This window comes from Micromonospora inositola (assembly GCF_900090285.1).
Classification (GTDB): Bacteria; Actinomycetota; Actinomycetes; order Mycobacteriales; family Micromonosporaceae; genus Micromonospora; species Micromonospora inositola.
Genome location: NZ_LT607754.1, coordinates 3,023,057 through 3,046,589, shown reverse-complemented (window position 1 = coordinate 3,046,589; position 23,533 = coordinate 3,023,057). Strand labels below are relative to the sequence as shown.

The 23,533-nt window shown below is 74.0% G+C and carries 16 protein-coding genes; 2 read left to right on the top strand and 14 right to left on the bottom strand.

The features are described 5' to 3' along the window. Positions 1-184 precede the first annotated feature (184 nt). From GA0070613_RS14610 to prmC, 6 genes are all read right to left on the bottom strand, one after another. A complete protein-coding gene (locus GA0070613_RS14610) occupies positions 185-616 on the bottom strand; it encodes a hypothetical protein (RefSeq protein ID WP_089012807.1) in 432 nt (143 codons plus the stop codon). After that, positions 609-1,898: a serine hydroxymethyltransferase gene (locus GA0070613_RS14605; RefSeq protein ID WP_089012806.1), complete on the bottom strand. Its 1,290-nt coding sequence runs from the start codon at positions 1,896-1,898 to the stop codon at positions 609-611. Before GA0070613_RS14605 ends, GA0070613_RS14610 begins: the two co-directional genes overlap by 8 nt. 257 nt (positions 1,899-2,155) lie before the next feature. Further along, complete coding sequence (locus tag GA0070613_RS14600; protein ID WP_089012805.1) at positions 2,156-4,270, bottom strand: transglycosylase domain-containing protein; 2,115 nt, start codon at positions 4,268-4,270, stop codon at positions 2,156-2,158. Between the two features lie 149 nt (positions 4,271-4,419). Then, positions 4,420-5,031, bottom strand: a complete 612-nt coding sequence (locus tag GA0070613_RS14595) for an arsenate reductase/protein-tyrosine-phosphatase family protein (RefSeq protein ID WP_089012804.1) — start codon at positions 5,029-5,031, stop codon at positions 4,420-4,422. After that, entirely contained in the window at positions 5,032-5,676 is a 645-nt protein-coding gene (locus tag GA0070613_RS14590; RefSeq protein ID WP_089015947.1) for an L-threonylcarbamoyladenylate synthase, read from the bottom strand. Continuing rightward, positions 5,676-6,623, bottom strand: coding sequence for a peptide chain release factor N(5)-glutamine methyltransferase (gene prmC, locus GA0070613_RS14585; protein ID WP_089012803.1), 948 nt, complete (start codon positions 6,621-6,623; stop codon positions 5,676-5,678). The genes GA0070613_RS14590 and prmC overlap by 1 nt, the downstream gene beginning before the upstream one ends. 73 nt (positions 6,624-6,696) lie before the next feature. Here prmC and GA0070613_RS14580 point away from each other — a divergent pair, with 73 nt between their 5' ends. Continuing rightward, positions 6,697-8,247, top strand: coding sequence for a GGDEF domain-containing protein (locus GA0070613_RS14580; protein WP_089015946.1), 1,551 nt, complete (start codon positions 6,697-6,699; stop codon positions 8,245-8,247). A gap of 52 nt (positions 8,248-8,299) precedes the next feature. Here GA0070613_RS14580 and prfA read toward each other — a convergent pair whose 3' ends face one another. Together prfA and rpmE are read right to left on the bottom strand one after the other, a co-directional pair. Then, positions 8,300-9,388 (bottom strand): peptide chain release factor 1, encoded by a 1,089-nt coding sequence (gene prfA / locus GA0070613_RS14575; protein ID WP_089012802.1) that lies wholly within the window; start codon positions 9,386-9,388, stop codon positions 8,300-8,302. Positions 9,389-9,497: 109 nt separating this feature from the next. Continuing rightward, positions 9,498-9,722, bottom strand: coding sequence for a 50S ribosomal protein L31 (gene rpmE / locus GA0070613_RS14570; RefSeq protein ID WP_089012801.1), 225 nt, complete (start codon positions 9,720-9,722; stop codon positions 9,498-9,500). 265 nt (positions 9,723-9,987) lie between these two features. Between rpmE and GA0070613_RS33955 the strand changes: the two genes are divergently transcribed. Continuing rightward, positions 9,988-10,884 carry a phosphatase domain-containing protein gene (locus GA0070613_RS33955; protein WP_089012800.1) on the top strand — a complete coding sequence of 299 codons (897 nt, stop codon included), beginning with the start codon at positions 9,988-9,990 and terminating at the stop codon, positions 10,882-10,884. Between the two features lie 51 nt (positions 10,885-10,935). On the opposite strand, the gene GA0070613_RS14560 is transcribed toward GA0070613_RS33955, so the two are convergent. The 6 genes from GA0070613_RS14560 to GA0070613_RS14535 form a co-directional block, all read right to left on the bottom strand. After that, the gene (locus GA0070613_RS14560; RefSeq protein WP_089012799.1) at positions 10,936-14,397 is read right to left on the bottom strand and encodes a phosphodiester glycosidase family protein; all 3,462 of its coding nucleotides are present in this window, start codon (positions 14,395-14,397) and stop codon (positions 10,936-10,938) included. A gap of 143 nt (positions 14,398-14,540) precedes the next feature. Beyond that, complete coding sequence (gene rho / locus GA0070613_RS14555; RefSeq protein WP_089012798.1) at positions 14,541-16,565, bottom strand: transcription termination factor Rho; 2,025 nt, start codon at positions 16,563-16,565, stop codon at positions 14,541-14,543. Between the two features lie 294 nt (positions 16,566-16,859). Beyond that, positions 16,860-17,798, bottom strand: a complete 939-nt coding sequence (thrB, locus tag GA0070613_RS14550; RefSeq protein ID WP_089012797.1) for a homoserine kinase — start codon at positions 17,796-17,798, stop codon at positions 16,860-16,862. Positions 17,799-17,912: 114 nt separating this feature from the next. Further along, positions 17,913-19,157: an MFS transporter gene (locus GA0070613_RS14545; RefSeq protein WP_089012796.1), complete on the bottom strand. Its 1,245-nt coding sequence runs from the start codon at positions 19,155-19,157 to the stop codon at positions 17,913-17,915. Between the two features lie 21 nt (positions 19,158-19,178). Beyond that, a complete protein-coding gene (locus tag GA0070613_RS14540) occupies positions 19,179-19,988 on the bottom strand; it encodes a polysaccharide deacetylase family protein (RefSeq protein WP_089012795.1) in 810 nt (269 codons plus the stop codon). Between the two features lie 191 nt (positions 19,989-20,179). Continuing rightward, complete coding sequence (locus GA0070613_RS14535; RefSeq protein WP_089012794.1) at positions 20,180-23,458, bottom strand: efflux RND transporter permease subunit; 3,279 nt, start codon at positions 23,456-23,458, stop codon at positions 20,180-20,182. Positions 23,459-23,533: the final 75 nt, after the last annotated feature.

The following is a 23,533-nucleotide window of genomic DNA, read 5'->3' as shown; positions in this document are numbered from 1 at the left end:
CGAACGATATCAGTCGAGAGGACGAGGCTGTGCCTCACCCCCCGCACAACCTGGTTGTGTGGGACACGGGCGGGCGAAGTCGTCTGGAGGCACGCTACTCCCCTCCCGGCACTGAGAGAATGACCGATCGCGGACACACCGGCGTGCCGTCCGAAAGCTGGGACGGCGGCCGGCGACGGGTCGGTCAGTTGTGGACGCGACGGGCGTGCACCGTGGCCAGCCACCAGATGTGCACGCCGGTCCAGACCGCCACCCCGGCGGCGATGCCCAGGCAGAGCGGGATCAGCCCCGACCAGCCGGTCGACGCCACCCCGACCATCACCGCCCCGAGCAGGGTGAACTTGGCCGCGTACAGGCCGAGTCCGAACGGCAGCACCAGCTGCGGGTCGCGGGCGTCGGCCCAGGCCAGCACGACCGTGGTGAGGGTGTAGCTGACCGCGGTGACGGCCACCCCGGCCGCCGCGCCCAGCGCCGCGTCGGCCCCGCCGGTCACCCCGCCGACCACCGCGGCCAGCGCGCCCAGCACCGCCGAGGCGATCAGCAGCACCGGCAGGTGGCGCAGCCGCCAGCCACGGTCCGCGGCCGCCTCCGCCGCGCGCGCCCCGGGCTCAGCCACGGGGGTACGCCGGGAAGGCGGCGACCAGCTCGGCCACCTCGGCGGCGATCCGGGTCAGCTCGTCGGCGCCCCCCGGACCGGAAGGGTCGGTGCGGACCGCCCGGGCGATCAGCGCGGCCACCTGCCGCATCTCCCCCTCGCGCATGCCCTGGGTGGTGACGCTCGGCGTGCCCACCCGGATGCCCGAGGCGACCATCGGCGGCTGCGGGTCGTACGGGATCGCGTTCTTGTTCAGCGTGACCGCCGCGGCGTCGCAGCGGGCCTCCGCCTCGGCCCCGGTCACCCCGGCCTCGCGCAGGTCGATCAGGGCGAGGTGGGTGTCGGTGCCGCCGGACACCGGGCGCATCCCCTCGGCGGCCAGGCCGGCGGCGAGCGCCTGGGCGTTGCTCACCACCTGGGAGGCGTATGCCCGGAACTCGGGCTGGGCGGCCTCGCGCAGCGCGACCGCCTTGGCGGCGACGGCGTGCATCAGCGGGCCGCCCTGAGTGAACGGAAAGACCGCCTTGTCGATCCGGGGCGCCAGCGACTCCCGGCACAGGATCATGCCGCCGCGCGGGCCGCGCAGCACCTTGTGGGTGGTGAAGCAGACGACGTCGGCGTACGGCACCGGCGACGGGACGGCCCGCCCGGCGACCAGCCCGATGAAGTGCGCCGCGTCCACCATCAGGTACGCGTCGACCTCGTCGGCGATCTCGCGGAACCGGGCGAAGTCGATCAGCCGGGGATAGGCCGTGGCTCCGCAGATGATCATCTTCGGGCGGTGTGCCCGGGCGAGGTCGCGCACCTCGTCGTAGTCGATCAGCTCGGTGTCCGGCCGGACCGTGTAGCCGACGGCGTGGAACCACTTGCCGGAGAAGTTCACCCGGCTGCCGTGGGTGAGGTGCCCGCCGTGCGGCAGGTCCATCGCCAGCACGGTGTCCCCCGGCTGCACCAGGGCGGCGTACGCGGCCAGGTTGGCGCTGGCACCGGAGTGCGGCTGGAGGTTGGCGTGCTCCGCGCCGAAGAGCTCCTTCGCCCGGGCGATGCCGATCTCCTCGGCCCGGTCCACCTCGGCGCAGCCGCCGTAGTAGCGCCGGCCCGGGTAGCCCTCGGCGTACTTGTTGGTCAGCGTCGAACCGAGCGCGGCGAGCACCGCCGGGGACGTCAGGTTCTCGCTGGCGATCAGCTGCAGGCCGCCGCGCAGCCGCTCCAGCTCGCCGAGCACCACCCCGGCGATCTCCGGGTCGACGGCGCTGAGCTGCTGGAAGTCCGGCCCCCAGAAGGTGTCCCTCGCGTTCTCCACAGCGAAGGAGTCTATGGGGCCGCAGACTGGGAGTCGTGCGATGCCTCGTCACCGGGGCCACGGGTCACCTCGGCGGGCGCCTCGCGCCCCGCCTGCTGGCCCCGCGGGGCCGGCGTACGGCGGGATCATCCTGCCGGTGCGGCCGCTGACACCGTCGCTCTCTCGAACTGGGTCGGTCTGGTCACCCCGGTGCCGAACGCCATCGCCCGGTACGTCCCCGACCCGCCCGAACTGCAGGATCGGCGGGGCACGGGGGCCTAGTTGCCGGTGCGGGGAGCGGTGACGCGGTGGGCGGTGGTCTGGCTGGGCGGGACGAAGTCGACGATTGGCTGGTTGCGGAGGGCGTACGCGAGGAGCCGGCCCACCGCGGCGATCTGCCGGGCCTGCACGCCGCCGCCGACCGCGTCCCGGGGGTCGTCCGGGTTCGCGGCGATGGTGGCGACCGCGAGCTGCGGGGTGAAGGCCACCACCGTCTCCGTGGCGTTCCGGTCGGAGCTGCCGGTCTTGCCGGCCAGCGGCCGGCGCAGCCCGGGCTGGAGCTCCTCGGCGGTGCCGCCGTCGCAGCTCCGGTACATCGACTGGTCGCCGACCGGGCATCGGGCCGCGTCCGCCGCCGCCCGGGCCACCTCGGTGTCGAGCACCTGCCGGCAGTCCGGATCCCCGGCGGCCACCTTCCGGCCGGCTCCGTCGGTGATCGAGGCGACCGGCGTCGGCGCGCACCAGGTTCCCTCGGCCGCCACCGTGGCGTACGCGTTGGCCAGGTCGAGCGGGGTGGTGGCGGCGACACCGAGGGTGAACGGTCCCCAGCCCTTCGCGCCGTTGCGGGCCAGCGCGGCGTCGTCCTTGGCGCGCAGCACGATGCCGAGCCGCTCGGCCATCTCCACCACCCGGTCCGCGCCCACCTTCTCGGTCAGCCAGGCGAAGTAGGTGTTCACCGAGCGGCCGAAGGCGCTCCACATGGTGCGGTCGCCGTCCATCCACGCCGGGTTGGCGTTGGTCGGGCACCAGTAACCGCCGCAGCTGGCCGGACCGCCGCCGACCTGGTAGTCGGTGACGAGCCGGGACGGCGAGTCGAAGGAGGTGGCCAGCGGCAGCCCCGCCTCCAGGGCGGCCAGCAGGGCGAAGAGCTTGAACGTCGAGCCGGCCTGGTAGCCGACGATGTCCCCGCCGCCGGCGACGAGCTGGTTGACGGTGTTCGGGTAGTTCCGCTGGCCGGGCGGGTTGGCCGCCACGCTGAAGTTCCGGTTCACCGCCATGGCCAGCACCCGGCCGCTGCCCGGCTGGACCACCGCGGTCGGCACGGCCCGCTTGTTGCCGACGGGATAGACCTGCAGCACCTGCTCGGTGGCCTTGCGCTGCATGTCCGGATCGAGCGACGAGATGATCTTGAAGCCACCGCGGCGCAGCGTCCGCTGCCGCTCGTCGGCGGAACCGCCGAAGGCCGGCTGCGCCTTCCACCACTGGGTGAACCAGTCGCAGAAGAAGCCCCAGTCGTTGTGCTCGGCGGGCACGGCGGCGCAGTCGTTCGGCGTCGCGCTGGGCCTCAGCTTGAGCTGCTCGTCCTTGGCCCGGGCGGCGTCGGCCGCGCCGACCTGGCCGGTCTCCACCATCCGGTCCAGCACGTACGCCCGGCGGCGCAGCGCCTCGTCGGCATCGCCGTTGATCGGGTCGTCGCTGTCGGGTGAGCGGACCAGGCCGGCGAGCAGCGCCGCCTGGGCCAGGGTCAGCTTCGCCGGCTCAGTGGAGAAGTAGCGCTTGCTGGCCGCCGCGATGCCGTACGCGCCGGCGCCGAAGTAGGCGATGTTCAGGTACCGGCTGAGGATCTGGTCCTTGTTCAGCTCCCGCTCCAGGGCCAGCGCGTAGCGCATCTCCCGGATCTTGCGGCCCGCGGTGATCTCGGTGGCCCGGGACCGCTGCTCCTCGGTCAACCGGGGATCGCTGGCCAGCACGTTGCGGACGTACTGCATGGTCAGCGTGGAGGCGCCCTGTCGGGTCGTTCCGTCCCGCCGGTTGACGGTGAAGGCCCGGACCACGCCGCGGACGTCCACGCCGTGGTGCTGGTAGAACCGGACGTCCTCGGCGGCCAGGATGGCCTGCCGCATCACCAGGGCCACCTCGCCCACCGGCACGTCCATCCGGTCCTCCAGGTAGAAGGAGGTGATCAGGGTGCGGCCGTCGTCGGCGTACAGGTTGGACCGCTGCGCCGGCTGCGGCGTACGCAGCGACTCGGGCAGCTCCGAGTAGGGCATCAGCCCCTTGAAGCCCAGCCCGAACACCAGCGCGACCGGCAGCGCGGCCGCCGCCAGGGCCAGCCCGGCGAGCACGCCGGCGAGCATGACGGTGAACAACTTGTCGAGATGGGCCCGGTTCATCAGCTCTCCCCGCAGGAGCCGGCCACGTTCGGACCCGTTCAGGATGACCGGAAACAGCGGTCACGCCGCCCTCTTCCCCCGAAACACGCAGGAATTTCGCGGAGAAGGATGAAGGTGGACAGAAACCCCAACCTTCGGGGCTGCCGGGCTCAGGGCAACAGCGCGACGGCCAGCGGGTGGACCGTCTCCTCGACCTCGTCGGCGACCCGGCTGAAGCACTGGTCGCCGCGACCCCACGGGTCGTCGAGGTCGTCGGCGGGCAGCGGGGAGGCCCCCTGCCGAGCCGCGTCGGCGGCGGCCACCAGGGCCACCCCGCGGGCGTACACGGCATCCGGGGTGGCCTCCACCGGGGGCAGCCCGGCGGCGTCCACGGCGGCCAGCAGCCGACCGAACTCGCCCAGCACGAAGGTGCGAGCCGCCGCGTCCGGACGCAGCGCCACCACGTACTCCTGCTGGTCGGCGGTGGCGGTGAGGACCAGGTCGGCGGCGTCGATGAGGTCCGACCGGAGCTTGCGGGCGGCGAACCCGTCCACGCCACCGCCGCGCGACACCACCTGCCGGGCCGCCGGCGGATTCATCTCCTCGCCCGCGTGCCAGCCCCCGGTGCCGGCGCTGTGGCTGTGCAGCAGCTCGTCCGAGCGGGTCGGGTCGACCCCGAGCCGGCCCAGCCGCTCCCGTACCGCGAGCACCAGCAGCCGTTCGGCCATCGGGGAACGGCAGATGTTGCCCATGCAGACGTGCAGCACGGTGAACGGCGGCACTCAGACCCCCCGCTCGTCGAGGATGTCCGGCACCACGTCGCGCAGCTTCTCCAACCCGACGGCGCCCTGGCGCAGCACCCGCGGCACCTCGCCGGTGAGGTCGACGATGGTGCTCGGCACCGGGTCCGGGGCGGGCCCGGCCTCCAGGTAGGCGCGGACCGAGTAGCCGAGCTGGTCCCGCGCCTCCTCGGCGGTGACCGCGGCCGGCTGGCCGACCTTGTTGGCCGACGCCACCGCCATCGGGCCGGTCTCCCGCAGCACCTCCAGGGCCACCGGGTGCAGCGGCATCCGCACCGCCACCGTGCCGCTGGAGTCGCCCAGGTCCCAGGACAGACTCGGCGAGTGCTCCACCACGATGGTCAGCGCGCCCGGCCAGAACGCCTCGACCAGCTCACGGGCCGAGCGGGGCAGCGAGAACACCAGGCCGTCGAGGGTGTGCCGCGACCCGATCAGCACCGGCGGCGCCTGCCGCGCGCCGCCCTTGGCGTCCGCGAGCGCCTTCACCGCGTACGGGGTGAAGGCGTCAGCGCCGATCCCGTAGACCGTGTCGGTCGGCAGGACGACCAGCTCGCCGTTCTTGACCGCCTCGATGGCAGCGGCGATGCCGCGGTCCCGGTCGGCGGGCGACCGACAGTCGTAGAGCATCACGAGGAGCCAGTCTGCCACGCCGGGCCGCCGGCGGCGTGCTGGCCGTCCGCTCGCCGCGACGCCGTGGCGAACCGGGGCCGGTCGACCAGGTCCCGGTGCTCCTCGACGTCGGCGAACCGGCCGTCCGCCGCGAGCAGCGCGGGCACCGCCGCGCCGTGCGTGTCGTCGTGCTCGACGCCGAGCACCCCACCGGGGCGCAGCAGGTCGGCCGCGCGGCCGATCACCGGTCGGATCACCGCCAGCCCGTCCGCCCCGCCGAAGACCGCCTCGTCCGGATCGTGTCCGGCCACCTCTGGCGGCACCACCACCGACCGCGGCACGTACGGCGGGTTGCAGAGCAGCACGTCGACCCGGCCGACCAGCTCCTCCAGCAGCTCCGGGTCGGTGACGTCGGCGGCCACCACCTCGATCGGGGTGTCCCTCGCGGCGGCCCGGTCGGCGGCGTTGCGCCGCAGCCACGCCAGCGCCGCCGGGGACCGCTCCACCGCCACCACGCGGGCGTCCGGCAGTTCCTGGGCAACGGAGAGGGCGATCGCGCCGGAGCCGCTGCACAGGTCGACCACCAGCGGCGCGCTCCGCCGTCGCCCCTGCTCGACGCCCCAGCCGGCGAGCAGCTCGGTCTCCGGCCGGGGCACGAAGACGCCCGGGCCGACCGCCAACTCCAGGTGCCGGAAGCCGGCGACGCCGGTGAGGTGCTGCAACGGCTCCCGGGCGACCCGCCGGCCGACCAGCGCGTCCAAGCGGTCGAGGTCGTCGGCGCTGAACCCGTCGGCCAGGGCCAGCCGACCCCGGGGGACGCCCAGCACGTACGCGGCCAGCAGCTCGGCCTCCGCCCGGGGCGCCTCGACCCCCGCCTCGGCCAGCGTGCGGGCCGCCCGAGCTATCGCCAGCGAGGGCCGCTGGCGTTCTGTCCCTTCGGACGGGTGTTGCGGGAGGGAGGTCACGACATAATCATGAAGCGTCGCGGGTCACATCACGAGCGGGTGCGGCCGGACGCACACCGACAGGGAGGTGCTGGTGAGCTGGCTCGACCGGGTCGACGACCAGGTTGACGCCCTCCGGCACGCCCGGGCGTTGCAGGAGGCCAGCCGCTCGGCGGAGGCCTGCGCCATCCTGGACCGGGTCATCCGTACCACCAGCGACCCGAACGCCCGCGCCGACGCCCTGGTCCAGCGCCTCTCCGCGCTGATCAACCTCGGTCGGACGGCGGAGTTCACCCGGGCCATCGAGGAGGCGTCCAGCGCCACCCGCGACCTGGCCGAGCCCTACCTGCGCGGGCACCTCAACGCGCTGGCCGCGCTGGCCGCGCACCACCAGGGGGCGCTGGACCGCTGCGTCACCCACCTGGTCAAGGCCTCCCGCTGGCTCGGCACCGTCGACGACCCGGACCGGGACACCGCCTGGGGCTGGCATGACCTGGCGATGGCCTACTCCTACCTCAGCTTCCACGGCCACGCCCTCGGGGCGATCGAGCGGGCCCGCCAGGTCGGGCTGGCCGCCGGCATCCCGGAGGAGACCTTCGCCGCCCCCGGCATCCGGCTGCGCAACGCGGTCGCGCTGGACCACAACGGGGACAGCGACGGCTGCCTGCGGGTCCTCCGGGACGTCGCCGGGGACCTCAACCGGTTCCTGCGCGCCGGGCGGGCCGGCAACCTGCGGCCGAGCAGCCTGGCCGCGTACGGCTACGCGGCGGCCCGCCGGGCCGCCCTCGGCGACCGGGTGGAGTCCGGCACGGACGCCGACCCCGCCCGGCTGCTCGGCCACGGCGGCGACAGCGCCCGGGCGCGGGACATGCGCCAGCTCGGCCAGGTCTGCCTGGCCGTCGCCGACGGCCGGCCGATCGAGGCGGTGACCCGGCTGGACGCCGCCCAGGTCTCGGCCGAGACGCTCGGCGCGGCCGAACCGTCCCGGCTGCGCAGCATCGCCCTGGCCCGGGCCGGCGACCACGCCGCCGCGCACCAGGCCGACCGGCACGCGTTCCGGCTGGCGGCGCAGCGCAACGACCGGCTGCGCGACGTCTACATCGACGGGATCGCCGCCCGGATCGACCACGAGGAGATGCGCCGGGAGGCGGCCCGGTACGAGGGCGAGGCGCTCACCGACCCACTGACCGGACTGCCCAACCGGCGCCGCCTCGAGCGGTACATCGGTGCGGTCGTGGCCGGGGGTGAGCGGGTGGTGATCGGCGTCTGCGACCTGGACGGCTTCAAGGCGGTCAACACCCGGCACGGCCACCACTCGGGCGACCTGGTCCTCCAGCGGATCGCCGGAGTGATCAACCGGGTGATGCGGCGCGGCGACTTCGTCGCCCGCTACGGCGGCGACGAGTTCGTGGTGGTGCTGGCCGGGGCCGGGATGTCGGAGGCCGCCGAGGTGGCCCGCCGGATCGACGCCGCGGTCCGCACCGAGGACTGGGAGTCCCTGGTGCCCGGCACTCCGGTCGGGGTGAGCATCGGCTTCGCCGAGGTGGGCGGCACCGGCGCGAGCCTGCGGGAGGCCCTCGGCACCGCCTTCGAGCTGGCCGACCGGGAGATGCTCCGCGCCAAGTCCCGCCCCCGCGCTTCCTGACCCCGACCCGTTGCTCCCCCGCGCCGGCGCGGGCCGAGCAGGGGGCGGGTGGTCAGCGGCGGGTCAGTTCGGTTTCGCCGGCCAGGCGGGCGGCGCGGTCGGCCTCCGCCAGGGCGTCGAGGACGCCGTCCAGCTCGCCGGCGAGGGCCAGGTCGAGGTTGTACGCGGTGTAGCCGATCCGGTGGTCGGTGATCCGGTTCTGCGGGAAGTTGTAGGTGCGGATCCGCTCCGAGCGGTCCACCGTCCGGACCTGCGCCTTGCGGGCGTCCGAGGCGGCCGCGTCGGCCTGCTCCTGCGCCGCCGCGAGCAGCCGGGCGCGCAGGATCCGCATGGCCTGCTCCCGGTTCTGCAGCTGGGACTTCTCGTTCTGGCAGGAGACCACGATCCCGGTCGGCACGTGGGTGATCCGGACCGCCGAGTCGGTGGTGTTCACCGACTGGCCACCCGGCCCGGACGAACGGAACACGTCGATCCGCAGGTCGTTCGGGTCGATGGTGACGTCCACGTCCTCGGCCTCCGGCAGCACCAGCACGCCGGCCGCGCTGGTGTGGATCCGGCCCTGCGACTCGGTGACCGGGACGCGCTGCACCCGGTGCACCCCGCCCTCCCACTTCAGCCGGGACCAGACGCCGTTGCCCCCCTCGGGCACGCCCTTGGTCTTGATCGCCAGCGAGACGTCCTTGACGCCGCCGAGGTCGGAGTCCTGCGCGTCGATCACCTCGGTGAGCCAGCCGCGCCGCTCGGCGTACCGGGTGTACATCCGCAGCAGGTCGCCGGCGAACAGGGCCGACTCCTCGCCACCCTCGCCGGCCTTGATCTCCACGATCACGTCCTTGGCGTCGTGCGGGTCGCGCGGGATCAGCAGCTCCGCCAGCCGTTCCTCCAGCGCCGGCAGGGTCGCCGCGATCGACTCGGCCTCGGTCGCGAACGCCGGGTCCTCGGCGGCCAGCTCGCGGGCGGCGACCAGGTCGGCGCGGGCCTGCTCCAGCTCGCCGGCCGCCTTGTGCAGCGGGACCAGCTCGGCGTAGCGGCGACCCACCCGCCGGGCGGTGCCCTGGTCGGCGTGGATGGCCGGGTCGGCGAGCCGCTTCTCCAGCTCGGCGTACTCGTCGAGGAGGGCGGCCAGGCGCTCACTGCTCATGCTGCGGATGCTCCTTCGACGACAACCGGGCGGGACGGGCGGAAAACCGGTGGAAACGGACGAACGCCCGCGTCCGGCACGGAGCCGGACACGGGCGTCCTCGGTGAAGCTACTTGGCCTTCTTGGCCTGAACCTTGGCGTACTTCTGCTGGAACTTCGCGACCCGGCCGGCGGTGTCGAGAACGCGCTGCTTACCGGTGTAGAACGGGTGGCAGGCGCTGCAGGTCTCGACGTGGATGGCGCCGCCCTTGGCGGTGCTGCGGGTCGTGAAGGTGTTACCGCAGGAGCAGCTGACCTCGGTGGTCACGTACTCCGGGTGGATGTTCTGCTTCATCTCGCCTCGGTCCTTTCGTGGGTGGTCGCCGGGTCGCCGTCGGTGCCCCGTCGTTCACGACGGGCTCGGGCGTGAACCGGAACCGGTGGCCGATTGACCAGTGTGCCACGGGCGTCGGCCGACCCGGCGAGCGGGCCGCACAGCTGGTCCGGCAGGGGTAACGCTCACCTCCCCGTACGCATTCCCGCCCCGCCCGTGGGCATTCGCCAGGTCGTACGGTGAGACCCGGCGCGGACCGGGACCGGACGAACCGGGGGTGGGTGGGATGTTCCGTCTGATCGCGACCCGGGGCCTGCCGGCCTCCGGCAAGACCACCTTCGCCCGCCGGCTCCAGCCCGGCGTGGTCCGGGTCAACCGGGACGACCTGCGCCGGATGATGCACGGCGAGCGGCTCTTCACCCAGTGGGCCGAGGGGCAGGTCACCAGGGCCCAGCGGGCCCAGGTGGAGGCGCTGCTGGCGGCCCGGGTGAGCGTCTGCGTGGACGACACCAACCTGCGCGCCCGGACCCTTCGGGACTGGGCGGAGCTGGCCGAGCGGTTCGACGCCGCGTTCGAGGTGCACGACTTCACCGACGTGCCGCTGGAGGAGTGCCTGCGCCGGGACGCCGCCCGGCCGGAGTCCGACCGGGTCGGCGAGGCGGCGATCCGCCGGCTGCACGAGCGTTACCTGGCCAACCGATCGTTACCGCTGCCGGTGCCGACGGCCCGCACGGGCCCGCCGGCCGCGGTCCACCCACCCCACCCCGAGCCGCCGGCGATCGTGCTGGTGGACATCGACGGCACGGTGGCGCTGAACCTCTCCCGCAGCCCGTACGACATGACCCGGGTGGGCGAGGACGCGCCGAACGAGGCGGTGATCGCGGCGGTGCGGGCGATGCACGCGGCCGGCCACGGAGTGGTCTTCTGCTCCGGCCGGGACGCCTCCGCCCGGGCCGACACAGAGGCCTGGCTGGCCCGACACGTCAAGGTCCCCTACCTGGCGCTGCACCTGCGGGCCGTCGGCGACCACCGCAAGGACGCGATCGTCAAGCGGGAGATCTACGAACGGGAGATCAGGGACCGCTACCGGGTGGTCGGCGTCTTCGACGACCGGATGCAGGTGGTCCGGATGTGGCGGTCGCTCGACCTCACCGTGTTCCAGGTCGCCGAGGGCGACTTCTGACCAGCCGGCTCCGGGGCGCGTGGCGGGTCCGCCGCGCCCCGGAGCCGACGGTCAGGCGGCGGGCGCCTCCCCAGGTGTCGCCGCCGTGAGGGTGACCGTCGCCTCGGCGCGGACGCCGTTGACGGTCACCGCGAGCAGCACCTGCCCCCCGGGCCGCAGCGCGGTCAGCCGCCCGGTGGCCGGGTCGAACCAGGCCACGTGCCAGGGCTTCACCCCGTCGGCCGGGCCGATGTGCAGGTTCGGCGAGCCCGACCAGTCAGCGCTGACCGGGGCGGCCACCGGGACGGTACGACCACCGGGCTGGGTCAGCGTCGCGGTGACGGCCGCCGGGTCGCCGACCGCCACGCTCGCCGGCGCGGCCAGCGCGAGCCGGTCGACGTGGGCGTGGAACTCCGCGTCGACCCAGCGCGGCCCCTCGGCGAGCGGGTCGCGTCGGGCCCGCTCGGCCTCCTGCGGTGTCACCGGGTCGACGCCGAACTCGGTCCACCCGGTGAAGCCGCCCAACTGCGGCGGGGTGGACGGGTTCTTGCCCGAGTTGCCGTTGATGACGTACGGCACCCCGTCCACCCGATCGGCGTGGAAGGTGCCCACGTGCCCGTTGACGACCAGGGCGCCCTTGCCGGTGCGGTGCTGGAAGTCGGCCAGCCACTGCTCCACCAGCGCCGCCTCCTTGCGGTCACCGAGCTGGCTCGCCTTCGCCGGGCTGGGATCGCGCGGCGGGTGGTGGAACAGCACCGCGACCGAGCCGACGGCCGGGTCGGCGGCGGCGGAGTCGAGCGTGTCGCGCAGCAGCCTCACCTGGTCGAACCCGCCGCCGCGCAGCGAGCCGGTGGAGGTGTTCAAGGTGACGAACCGGGTGCCGTCGTGGTCGAAGACCCGCGAGGTGTCGCCGAAGACGTTCCGGAAGTTCGTGATCGGCGCGCCCATGATCTCGTGGTTGCCGGGCACGTAGTACCAGGGCAGTTCGTCGCCCAGCTCCTCGTCGAGGATCCGCTTGGCGAGGGCGAAGTCCGCCGGGTAGGCGGTGTCCACGAAGTCCCCGTCGACGACCAGGAACTCCGGCTTCGCCGCCTTGACCTCGCGGAGCGTACGACGGGCCTGGGCGACCAGGTCGCTGTCCGGGTCGGCGGCGACGAACTGGGCGTCGGACATGACCGCGAAGCGCCAGGGCGCGCCGTCCACCGTCCCGTCGCGGAGCACCACCCGGTCGGTGCGCGGCTCCTCAGGCGGCGCCTGCACCGTCGGGGGCACCTTCGCCACCAGGTCGTCGATGACGACTTCGCTCTTGTACTGCGCGGCCGGGTCGGTCTCCGCCACGTAGAACCGGCGGACCCGGACCGGGTACTGCACGCCGGCCGGCACCGCGAACTCGACGTACTTCCAGCCGGTCCAGGTGACGTACGGGCCACGCAGCACGTGCTGGGTGTCCTGGGCGTCGTGCAGGTGCAGGCTGGGCCACTCCCCCCTGCCGTTGCCGTGGATCCACATGCCGAACGCCTGCGGCTGTCCGGGCACCTCGATCCAGGCCGGCGGGTCGGCATACGCGGCCCGGGTGCCGGTGGACTGGCTGAAGTCGTACGACAGCTTGAGCCCCGGGCCGGTGTGGCCCGGGGCCGGCGCGACGGAGCCGCTGGCCCGGGCCTGGCTGAACTTCCAGGAGGCGGCGTCGTCGAAGCCGGCGACCGGGACTTCGGTCAGCCCGACGGTGACCGGCAGCACGGTGGTGCGGTTGCCGACGTGGACGGTGACCAGGCCGGAGCCGCTGTCGCCGAGCGCCTTGACGGAGAGGTTGCCGTCGCCGGCGGCGGTGACGGCGAGCAGCTTCGGGTCGTACTCCAGCTTCAGGTCGGCCGGCTCGATCGGCGCGGTGTTCCCCTCTGCGTCGTAGCCGACCACCCCGAACAGCCCGGTGTCACCCTGCCGGTTCAGGCCGAGCCGGTCCATGGTGGAGTCGACCCGGTCCAGCGGCCCGAGCACGGTGAGGTCGAGGGTGCCGCTGGCCTCCGCCCGCCAGGCGGTGACGGTGCTGCGGCCGGGCGCGCCGGCCCGGAAGAGGCCCTCGTCGTCCACCTTTCCGTGGGCGGCCGGGTTCGCCCGCCACTCCGGCGTTCCCGCGGCCGGGCCGTATGTCTCGTCGTAGCCGGCGGCGGTGAGCCGGCGGGTCAGGCCGGGGAAGACCCGGTCCGGGCGGCCGCCGCGGATCGGGGTGACCCCGGGCGCGGCGGTCGGGTCGCTGGCGGTCTCCAGCCAGTACCCGGTGAGCCGACCGCTGCCCTTCGGCGCGTAGATGGCCAGGCCGTTGGGGACCGGGCGCTCGCTGCCGTCCGACGGGCTGTTCTCCACCTGCACCGCCGCCGCGCCCGGTTCCCGGGCGAGCAGGGTCGACGAGCCGCCGCCGTCGAGGTTCAGCGCGGTGTACGCGCCCAGCTCGACCATCATCCGGCCCATCTCGGTCTGGGTGACGCCGCGGCTGTCCACCTGCCGACCGTCCACGGTCAACATGATCATTTTGCGTCCGTCGGCGGAGAAGCCGACCGCGGTGCGCGGCGCGAGGGTCGGGTCGGCGATGTTCTGCACCACCCCGTCACGGACCAGCACGTTGCCGCCGCCCACCGCGGCGCGCAGACTGCTGCCGTCGGACGCCTTCGGCCGCCAGGCCACGTCCACCGGGTCGCCGGGGCGCAGCGCGGCGAGGGCGTCGGCACCGGCTTCCCGGCCGAGCAGCAGGGTGGTCCCGGCCGGGATCGACCCCTCGCCGGGCGCGGTGGTCACGGCCGCGACCCGGCCGCCGGTCACCGCGACCTCGACCACCCGGGCCGCGCCGGTCACCGCCCGCTGCCGGGCGTACGACCCCCAGAGCGGGGTGAACACGCCGATGCCGTTCGGCTGGACCATGTTGTTGAACTGGGTCAGCGGGACCGGTCCGGCCGGCAGCGTGGCGCTGCCCTCGAAGCCGACCTGGATGATCCGGCCCAGCCCCTCGGCGCTGATCGCGGCCGCGTTGGGGTGGCCGGCGGCCGGCGACTGGATCAGGTCTCCGGAGCGGATGCCGATGCCCTGGGCCGCGCCCGAGTTGTTGATGTCGAAGAAGTCGCCGTTGACGGCGGCGACCGCGCGGGAGCGGTCCACCGCGGCGCGCAGCGGCTCGTCCCGGGTCACCGCGCCGGAGTTGACGTAGTCGACGGTGACGCCGCCGGACAGGTCGGCGGTGAGCGCGTCGGCGCGCAGCCAGCCCTCGGCGTCGTACCGGTCGAAGGAGGTGAGGTCGAGCCCGGGGGCGACCGGGCGGGTGCTCTTCGCGGTCTCCAGGCCGCTGGCCGGCTCGACGCCGGCCTCGCCGGCCAGCGTCACCGCGGAGGCGGGATAGGAGGAGGCGGCGGGGGCGTCCTCGGCGGCGGTGTGGAGGTCGCCGGCGGGTGCCGCGAGGCCGGCCGGGGCCGGTCCGGGAAGGCTGAGCAGCGGCGTCAGCAGCAGGACGCCGACGAGACGGGCGGATCGTCTGCGGGTACGCATGGACGACAGTCAACCCGACGCTGCATAGAAGTTTCAATACCGGACGACTGAACCGAAGAAAAACTTCACGCCGGCCCCCGGGTACGACGAAGGGCACGGCCCTGGTGGCCGTGCCCTTCGTTCGGTGTCCTACCGGGGCGGTGTCACTCCCCCGGTGTCGACTTCGCGATCTGCATCAGGAACTCGATGTTGGTGCGGGACTGCTTGAGGCGGTCCAGCAGCAGGTCGAGCGCCGCCTGCGAGTCCAGCGAGTGCAGCACCTTGCGGAGCTTGTGGATGATCGCCAGCTCCTCCGGCGCGAGCAGGACCTCCTCCTTGCGGGTGCCGGAGGGGTTGATGTCGATCGCCGGGAAGACCCGCTTGTCGGCGATCTTCCGGTCCAGCTTCAGCTCCGCGTTACCGGTGCCCTTGAACTCCTCGAAGATGACCGTGTCCGCCATGGACCCGGTCTCCACCAGCGCGGTGGCGAGGATGGTCAGCGAGCCGCCGTTCTCGATGTTGCGAGCCGCACCGAGGAACCGCTTCGGCGGGTAGAGCGCGGTGGAGTCGATACCACCCGACATGATCCGGCCGCTGGCCGGCGCCGCCAGGTTGTACGACCGACCGAGCCGGGTCACCGAGTCGAGCAGCACGACGACGTCGTGCCCCAGCTCGACCAGGCGCTTCGCCCGCTCGATCGCCAGCTCCGCCACCGTGGTGTGGTCCTGCGGCGGACGGTCGAACGTGGCCGCGATGACCTCGCCCTTCACCGACCGCTGCATGTCGGTGACCTCTTCCGGCCGCTCGTCGACCAGCACCACCATCAGGTGGCACTCCGGGTTGTTGCGGGTGATCGCGTTCGCGATCGCCTGCAGCACCATCGTCTTACCCGCCTTCGGCGGGGAGACGATCAGCGCCCGCTGGCCCTTGCCGATCGGCATGACCAGGTCGATCACCCGGGTGGTCAGGATGTGCGGCTCGGTCTCCAACCGCAGCCGCTCCTGCGGGTACAGCGGGGTCAGCTTGTAGAACTCCGGCCGCCGCCGCGCCTCCTCCGGCTCCATCCCGTTGATGGTGTCCAGCCGGACCAGCGGGTTGTACTTGTCGCGGCGCTGCTCGCCGTCCCGCGCGGTCCGCACGGCGCCGGTGATGGCGTCACCGCGGCGCAGGCCGTACTTCTTGATCTGGGACATCGAGACGTAGACGTCGTTCGGGCCGGCCAGGTAGCCGGTGGTTCGGACGAAGGCGTAGTTGTCGAGCACGTCGATGATGCCGGCCACCGGGACGAGCACGTCGTCCTCGCTGACCTGCGGCTCGCGGCCGCCACCGTCGCCGCCCTCGGCCCGGTCGCCCCGGCCGCGCCGACGGTCGCGGAACCGGCTGCGCCGGCCACGCCGGCCGCCGCCCTCGCCGTCCTCGTCGGAGTCGTTGTCCCGCTCGGCACGCTGGCCACGGTCGTTGCGGTCGCCCCGCTCGCCCCGGTCGCCGCGCTCGTTGCGGTCGCCCCGATCGCCGCGCTCGCCCCGCTCGGCCCCGCGCTCGGTCCGGTCACCGCCCCGCTCGCCGCGCTCGGCACCGCGCTCGGTCCGCTCGGCACCGCGCTCAGGCCGCTCGGCACCGCGCTCGGCCCGCTCGGCACCGCGCTCAGGCCGCTCGGCACCGCGCTCAGGCCGCTCGGCACCGCGCTCAGGCCGCTCGGCCCGCTCGCGACCGCCTCGGCCTTCGCCGCGCTCGGCCCGCTCGCCGGTCTCGGCCGGAGCCTCCTCGGTGCGCGCCTCGGCGGTGGCAGCGGCCCGGCCACGACGGGTCCGGGTGCGACCCTCGGTCACCTCGGCGGCCGGGGCCGCCGGAGCCTGCTCGGCGGGGCGGCGCTCGGTGTCGGCCCGCTCCTGGAGCACCTCGGCGCGCACCTCTTCCCGGCCGGGAGCGGTCGCGGCCGCGACCTCGGCCCGCGGTCGAGGGGTCCCGGCGGCGGCGCCGCCTTGCCGCTCGGTGATCGCGCTGATCAGCTCGCCCTTACGCATGCGAGCCGTGCCGGAGATACCGAGCGACGCGGCCAGGCTCTGCAGCTCTGGCAGCAGCATCGCCGACAGGCCGGTACCGCTGCGCCGACGGCGTGTGGGGGCGGCGGTGGTGGCATCGCCAGCGACGTTGGAAACATCCGACGTCACGTCGGTGGTGTCGCTCAATGGATTCCTTCCCTCGATAGGCCGGGACTGCCCGGGTTCGAAAACCAGGTGGCCGGGCGGCCTCGGTGCACCCGCCTCGCATTGACGCGTCGCGGGAGTCTGTGACACAGCAGCCGGTCGGTTTCCCGACTCACCAACGTCGGTGAGCAGGTCTCGCCGTCTGCGGCGACCTGTGGAAACTGCGGTGCGGCGTGGGCCTTGGCAGGGGTGACGGGCTGACCGCCGAGAGCTTCGGGGGTGCGCCGACCCGCAGGAGATCGCATGCTTCGCGGCTGTGCTAAGTCTAGAGCGTAATCAACTCTTCCGACCTGCGGCAACAGGGTCCCGCTCGGCGTGTCTCAGTCTACCCCGGGCGACCCGGGCACCGCTGACGTCTATCGGCAACCGCCAGAGCTGCCAGTCTGTTCCCGCGTCGAAGCCCTCCGGCACCTCGGTCAGGGCCAGCACCGTCGGCCCCGCCCCACTCGCCACAGCCGCCACACCAGTCGCACGCAGCGCGCTGACCAGGACCGCCGTCCCCGGCATCCCCTCGGCGCGGTAGTCCTGGTGCAGCCGATCGACCGTCGCCGGCAACAGCAGCCCCGGCGCCACGGTCAGCGCGTGCACCAGCAGCGCCGCCCGGCCGGCGTTCAGCGCCGCGTCGGCGTGCGGCACGGTGGCCGGCAGCGCAGCCCGTGCGGCGGCCGTCAAGCCGCGTTCCGCGGGCACGAAGACGGTGGGCCGGACGCCGTCGGCGACGGCCAGCGACACCGCGCGCGCCCCGGACGGCTCGGTCCAGGCGATGGTGAAGCCGCCGCGCAGGCAGGGCGCCACGTTGTCGGGATGCCCCTCGATCTCGGCGGCCAGCCGCAGCACCGCCTCGTCGTCGAGCCGCTCGTCCCCGTCGGCGACCAGCGCGCGGGCCAACAGCACGCCCGCGACGATGGCCGCCGAGGACGAGCCCAGGCCGCGGGCCTGCGGGATCCGGTTGACGCACTCCAGTGCGAGGCCGGGCGGCTGCCCGCCCAGCACGTCGAAGGCGGCCCGCGCGGCCGTCGCGATCAGGTGCCGCTCGCCCTCGGGCAGCTCGCCGGCGCCCTCGCCCGCCACGGTCACGCGTACGCCGCCCGGGGTCACCTCGGCCGCCACGTCGTCGTACAGCCCGAGGGCCAGGCCGAGCGCGTCGAACCCCGGGCCCAGGTTCGCGCTGGTCGCGGGCACCCGGACCCGGACGGGACCGGAGGTGAAAGTCATCGGCACCGGCTCATGCTAGGCGTCGGGACCGACATCGCGGCGGTCCGCCCGACCCATGGGACTCGGGCGATCGCGTCAGCGGGACCGCGACCGGACGGCGGCGGGCCGGAGCGGTCAGGAGGCGGGGGTGGACGCCGGCTCGGTCGCCGGATCGGTGAGCGAGAGCCGCCGGGTGGCCAGCCGCCAGCCGACCGCGTACACCAGGGTGACCAGGCCGCAACCGGCCAGCACGGTGCGCTCGCTCACGGCGTCCACCACCAGGGCCACCACCAGTTGGCTGAGCGAGATGGCCAGCGTCGCCAGCATCATGTCGGTGGCGAAGACCCGGCCGCGCAGCCGGTCCGGCACCTCGCCCTGAAGGGCGTAGTTGGACAGCACCCAGTTGCTGCCGCCGCCGAAGTGGGCGAGGAAGACGAGCACCAGCACCAGCGGGAACCAGCTGACCGCCGAGGCGCCCAGGTAGGCCAGGCCGTACAGGGACATCGACAGGGCCAGCCCCGGCAGCAGCCAGGCCCGGTTGGTGAGCACCCGTCGCATCAGGATCGGCCCGACCAGGGCACCGGCGCCCCGGGAGGCGAAGAGCAGGCCGGTGCCGACCGCGCCGACCCCGTACACGCCGGCGAGCAGCGGGAACACGGTCAGCACCCCGTTGCCCAGCCCGACCGCCGACTTCACGGTGACCAGCGCCAGCACCCGGGGCCGGTGGCCGATGTAGCGCAATGCCTCGCGGATCGCCGGCCAGGTGCGCTGCACCGGGCCGCCCGGCTCGCGGGCGGACTGCAACGGCCGGCGGATCAGCGTGGCCAGGCCCGCCGCGAGCGCCAGGCCGGCCGCCGCCACCCAGAAGCAGGCGTACGGCCCGGCGGCGGCGCTCAGCATGCCGCCGAGCGAGGCGCCGACGACCGTCATGGTGCCCCAGGCGGAACCGGCGACGGCGTTGCCGGCGGCGAGATCGTCCGGGTCCAGCACGTTGGGCAGGGCGGCCTGGGCGGCGGGCGAGTAGAAGGCCTTCGCCACCGCGACGGCGCCGATCGCCACCATCGCCAGCCACGCCGTCCCGGCGCTGCGGACGCCGAGCAGCAGCAGGACGCCGATCAGGGCGGCGAGGTTGGCCACCATCATGATCTTCCGGCGGTCGAACCGGTCCGCGATGGTGCCGGTGTACGGCAGCATCAGCGCCACCGTGCCGGTGTCCACGGCGAGCACCAGCGCGCCCCACACCCCGCTGCCGGTCAGCTCGGGCAGGAGCACCAGCAGGGGCACCATCACGAACCAGTCCGCCCCGAAGACCACCAGCTCGGCGAGGAAGAGGTTGCGGAAGTCGCGGTTGCGGACGAGGACCGAGAGGGTGGGTGACACGCCGGAACCCTACCGGGCCGGTCAGACGGCCGTGGTGTGCCCGAGCAGCTGGGAGACCGTCACGAAGGTGTAGCCGCGGGCGCGCAGCCCGGTGATCATGTCGGGCAGGCCGCGGAGCGCGACCAACCGCCGCTCCGCACCGACGTCGTGGCCGAGCAGGATGGTGCCGGGCCGCACGTCGGCGACGATCCGCCGGGCGTGGCCGGCCGGGTCGCCCGGGAACTCGCCCTCGACCATCTGCAGCGTCCAGAGCACCAGCCGGTAGTTCAGCCGGGCGGCGGCGTGCAGCACCGCCCCGCCGAGGTGCCCCCACGGCGGGCGGACCAGCCGGGGCGCCACCCCGGCCGCCTCCGCGATCGCGTCGTGGCTGCGCCGCAGGTCGTCGTAGGCGGCGTGCGCGTCGAGCCGGGCCAGGTCGTGGTGGGCCCAGCTGTGGTTGCCCACCTCGTGCCGGCCGAGCCGCCCGCGCAGCAGCGCCGGGTGCTCCCGGGCCCGCGCGCCGACCAGGAAGAACGTGGCCGGTACGGCGTGCCGGTCCAACGTGTCCAGCACCATCGGCGTCCACTGTGGCAGCGGGCCGTCGTCGAAGGTGAGCGCGACCAGCCGGTCGCTGGTGCGTACCCCCCAGGTGACCTCGACGGCGCCGGTGCCGACCTGCTGGTGGCGGCTGCCGATGGCGGCGCTGGCCGGGCCGTCGGCGAGCGGGAGCCGCCGGTCGGCGATCCAGGCGGTCTGCGAGGTGGCGGTGGCGCCCAGCGCCGCGCCGCTGGCCAGCAGGGCGGCCCGGCCCAGCACGGCCCGCCTGCCCCACCGGCCAGCACCGTCCGCCATGGCTCCGCCCCCGCTCCGGGCGGTCGCCCCTCCCGGAGCGATCCGAAACTCATAGTATGCGACAACTCACTCACGGCACAGCGCAGGACATCCGACGCAGGCCGTCCCGCGGGTGGACATCGCCGGCCGCAACGAGCCGAGACGGCAACGCCCCCGGCAGGGCGGCCTGCCGGGGGCGTCTCCAGGTCACCTCACTCGGTGGGCGGCAACGGTGACCGCCGGCTCTTCGGCAGGCGCAGCACCTCGAACTGGTCGGTCCCGTCGATGAGCGCCGCCGACGGCGCCGGCCGGGCCGGTGGGTCCGCGACCGTCCGCTCGGCGGGAGCCACCCCGGCCTCCGCCCGCTGGTCGTCGGCGACGGCGCCGACGGTCGCCGGGACCCCGGGTTTCGCCCGCTGGTCGCCGGCCCGGCCCTTACGATGCGCCCGCCGCTCGCGCAGCGACTCCTTGGTGCGCTCCACCATGGTGTAGAGAGTCGGCACCAGGATCAGGGTCAGCAGCGTTGAGCTGAGCAGGCCACCGATCACCACCACGGCCAGGGGTTGCGAGATGAAGCCGCCCTCGCCGGTGAGCCCGAGGGCCATCGGCAGCAGCGCGAAGATGGTGGCGACCGCGGTCATCAGGATCGGGCGCAGCCGGCGCCGGCCGCCCTCGACCACCGCCTCGGTCACGCTCCTGCCCTGCGCCCGGTACTGGTTGATCAGGTCGAGCAGCACGATCGCGTTGGTGACCACGATGCCGACCAGCATCAGCACGCCGATCAGCGCCGGCACGCCCAACGGCGTCCCGGTGGCCAGCAGCAGCCCGATCGCGCCGGTGGCGGCGAACGGGATGGAGATCAGCAGGATCAGCGCCTGGGTCAGGCTGCGGAACGTGCCCACCATGATCAGGAAGACGATCGCGATCGCGGCCAGCACGGCCAGCCCCAGGTCGGCGAAGGCCTCCTTCTGGTCGGCGCTGACCCCACCCACGGTGAACGTGGCGCCGGGCACGTCCAGCGCGTCCAGCCGCTTCTGCAGCTCCTGAGTGGTCGCGCCCAGGTTGGAGCCGGTGGCCGTACCGGTGACGGAGACGCTGCGCTCACCGTCGATCCGGGTGACCTGCTGCGGCCCCTCGACCTGGTTCACGTCGGCGATGTCATCCAGCTTGACCGGCCCGACCGGCAGCGCCCGCAGCTCGGCCACGCTCACCGGCGGGCGGGCCCCGGTGCTCAGCACCACGTCCTGCTGCGCCCCGTCGAGGCCGACCTGGCCCAGCGGCGCGCCCCGGTACGCCTGGGCGACGAGCTGGCCCACCGCCGCCTCCGTCAGCCCGGCGCGGGCCGCGGCCACCCGGTCGACGGTGACGTCGATCCGGGGCACCCGCTCGGCCAGGCTGGTGGAGACGTCCTCGACCCCCGGCGTACCGGCCATCGCGTCGCGGGCGGCCTCGGCGGCCCGGGTCAGCGTATCGGGGGTGGCGGCCTGCACGACCACCTCCAGCTGGTTGGCGGAGGCGCTCTGCCCGGCGCCGAAGCTCAGCTCCCCGGCTTCGGAGCCGAGAGCGTCGAACTCCTTCCGCAGGGTCTGCTTGACCTCCGCCGCGTCGGTGCCCTCGTCCAGCGCCACGGAGTAGGTGGCGGTGTTGTTGCCACCGCCGCCCGCCCACGGCTGGTCGCTGCCGCCCGCGCTGACCTGGTACGTCTGCACGCCCTCGGTACGCGCCAGCACCGCCTCGACCTTCGCGGCCGCCTGGTCGGTGCCGGCCAGCCCGGTGCCGGCCGGCAGCTCCTGGGTGATGTTCAAGGTGTCCTGGCCGGAGTCGTCCAGGAAGTTGGTCTCCAGCTTCTGGGCGAGCCCGAAGGTGCCGAGGAGCACCAGCAGCCCCAGCCCGACGGTGATCCACCGGGTCCCCCGGGACCGGGTGGCGAACCCGATCGCCGGCAGGTACGCCCGCTGCAGCGGGCTGCGCAGCTCCTTCTCCTCGGCGGCGTGGCGGGCCGCCGCGTCGTCCGCGCCGGCGCGGCGCGGCTTCAGGAACCAGTACGCCAGCACCGGGATCACGGTCAGCGAGACCAGCAGGGAGGCGAGCAGGGCGACCGTCACGGTGATCGCGAACGGCGCGAAGAGCTGCCCGACGAAGCCGCCGACCAGCGCGATCGGCGCGAAGACGGCGACCGTGGTGAGCGTGGAGGCGGTCACCGCGCCGGCCACCTCGCGGACCGCGCCGAGGATGGCGTCCCGCTTCGGCTCGCCGTACTCCAGGTGCCGCTTGATGTTCTCCAGCACCACGATGGAGTCGTCGACCACCCGGCCGACGGCGATGGTCAGCGCGCCGAGGGTGAGCAGGTTGAGCGAGTAGTCGCCGGCCCAGAGCGCGATCAGCGCGACCAGCACCGACAGTGGGATGGAGACCGCGGTGACCAGCGTGGAGCGGAGGGAGAGCAGGAAGACCAGGATCACCACGACCGCCATCAGCAGGCCGAGCAGGCCCTCGGTGGTCAGGCTCTCGATGGACCGCTCGACGAACGGGGCCTGGTCGAAGACGACCGTCAGGTCCGCGCCGGAGGCCGCCTTCAGGCCGTCCAGCCGGTCCCGGATCTCGTGGGAGATCTGCACGGCGTTGCCGTCGGGGGTGGCGGTGACGGCGATGCCCAGGCTGGGCTTGCCGTTGGTCCGGGTGATCGCGGTGGCCGGGGCGAGCTGCTGCTCGACCTGGGCCACGTCGCCGAGCCGGACCGGGGCCGCTGGTGCGGTGGCCAGGACGATGCCGCGCAGGTCGTCGACGGTCCGGACCGGGGTGCCGACCTGAACGGGCAGCGACCGGCTGCCGTCGGCGACCGCGCCGGCCGGCACCGCGACGCCGTTGGTCTTCAGCGCCTGGGCGATCGCGGTGGGCGCGAGCCGGGCCGCGGCCAGCTTCGCCGGGTCGGGGGTGATCAGCACGACCTGGTCGCGGGTGCCGGTCACCGCGACCGTGCGGACCCCGTCCAGAGCTTCCAGCTCCGGTACGACGGTCTGGCGCAGCTTCTCCGCCAGCGCCCGCTCGTCGCCGCCGCCGGTCGCGGCGACCACCACGGCGGGCAGGTCGTCCGTGCTGCCGGCGATGACCTGCGGGTCCACCCCCGCGGGCAGTTGGGCGTCGATCCGGTTCAGCGCGGTCTGCATCTTGTTCACCACGTCGTCCAGGTCGGTGCCGAACTCGTACTGCACCTGGACGGTGGTGGCGCCCTCGCGGGAGGTGGAGGTGACCTTGTCCAGCCCCGGGATGCCCTGGAGGCTGTTCTCGATCGGTTCGGTGACCTGGGACTCGACGATCTCCGGCGCGGCGCCCGGGTACGCCGCCACGATGAACGCGGCGGGGAACTCCAGCGACGGCAGCAGCTGCTGCTTCAGCGACGGCACGGCGTACGCCCCGAACGCCGTGGTCACCAGCGCGATGAGGGCGACCAGCCCCCGGTTGGCGAGGCTGAATCTGGCGAGCAGCGACATCGGCGTGGCTCACTCCTGAGGAAGGGTCTGCGGGGTGGCCAAAGTCTGCCCGACCCGATCCACCCCACCCCCACC